This window comes from Bartonella sp. AP57NXGY, assembly GCF_042195805.1.
Taxonomy (GTDB): Bacteria; Pseudomonadota; Alphaproteobacteria; order Rhizobiales; family Rhizobiaceae; genus Bartonella.
The window spans coordinates 1-851 of the sequence record NZ_JBHIOZ010000449.1; the positions used below are offsets into that span (position 1 = coordinate 1).

3 protein-coding genes and 1 pseudogene are annotated in these 851 nt (G+C 59.0%); 3 read left to right on the forward strand and 1 reads right to left on the reverse strand.

Features of this window, described 5'->3' with window-relative positions; all coding sequences use genetic code 11:
- Window positions 1–92, reverse strand: a pseudogene (locus tag ACFIL8_RS11405) (toprim domain-containing protein); the annotation flags it as partial.
- Between ACFIL8_RS11405 and ACFIL8_RS11410 the strand changes: the two are divergent.
- From ACFIL8_RS11410 to ACFIL8_RS11420, 3 genes are all read left to right on the forward strand, one after another.
- The gene (locus tag ACFIL8_RS11410) at window positions 82–225 is read left to right on the forward strand and encodes a hypothetical protein (RefSeq protein ID WP_375689890.1); all 144 of its coding nucleotides are present in this window, start codon (window positions 82–84) and stop codon (window positions 223–225) included. The pseudogene ACFIL8_RS11405 and the gene ACFIL8_RS11410 overlap by 11 nt on opposite strands.
- Before the next feature lie 49 nt (window positions 226–274).
- Window positions 275–442 (forward strand): hypothetical protein, encoded by a 168-nt coding sequence (locus ACFIL8_RS11415; protein WP_375681527.1) that lies wholly within the window; start codon window positions 275–277, stop codon window positions 440–442.
- Between the two features lie 102 nt (window positions 443–544).
- Window positions 545–851 (forward strand): hypothetical protein (locus ACFIL8_RS11420; protein WP_375689892.1); only part of this gene is annotated, 307 nt, incomplete at its 3' end.

Here is an 851-nt window from a genome sequence, read left to right on the forward strand (position 1 = left end):
CCTCCTCCAAAGGGAACAGAAACCGCCGGATATCCATAGGCGGCTAAGGATAGCGCATCAATTTCTCCTTCAGTGATAACAATGGTACGGTTTGTTGAAGAAAGAATGGGAAATGGCGCCTGTTGGGGGGGGTGTGTGGAGGCGGGGTTGGTTGAGGCGGTGTTTTGGGATGCCTGTGTAGAGGCGGGGTTGGTTGAGGTGGGGTTGATTGAGGGTACCTGCTGAGGTGTGTGTTGGGGTGCCTGCTGGGGCGCCTGCGTGGAGGTGAGGTTAGTTGAGGCAGTGTTTTGGGGCGCTTGTGTGGAGGCGTGGTTGGTTGAGGGTACCTGCTGAGGTGTGTGTTGGGATGCCTGCTGAGGTGTGTGTTGGAATACTTGCTGAGGTGTGTGCTGGGTTGCCTGTTGGGATGTGTGCGTGGGCGCCTGCGTGGAGGGGTGGTTAGTTGAGGGTACCTGCTGGGCGGTGTTTTGGGGTACCTGCTGAGGTGCGTGTTGGGTTACCTGTTGGGATGTGTGCAGGGATGCCTTTGTGGAGGTGGGGTTGATTGAGGGTACCTGCTGAGGTGTGTTTTGGGGCGCCTGTGTGGAGGGGTGGTTGGTTGAGGCGGTGTTTTGGGATGCCTGTGTGGAGGGGTGGTTGGTTGAGGGTACCTGTTGGGATGTGTGTTGGAATACTTGCTGAGGTGTGTGCTGGGTCGCCTGCTGGGATGTGTGCGTGGAGGCGGGGTTGGTTGAGGGTACCTGCTGGGGTGTGTTTTGGGGTGCGTGTTGAGGTGCCTGCGTGGCGGCTGGGTTGGTTGAGGGTGCGTGTTGAGGCGCCTGCGTGGCGGCTGGGTTGGTTGAGAGTGCGTG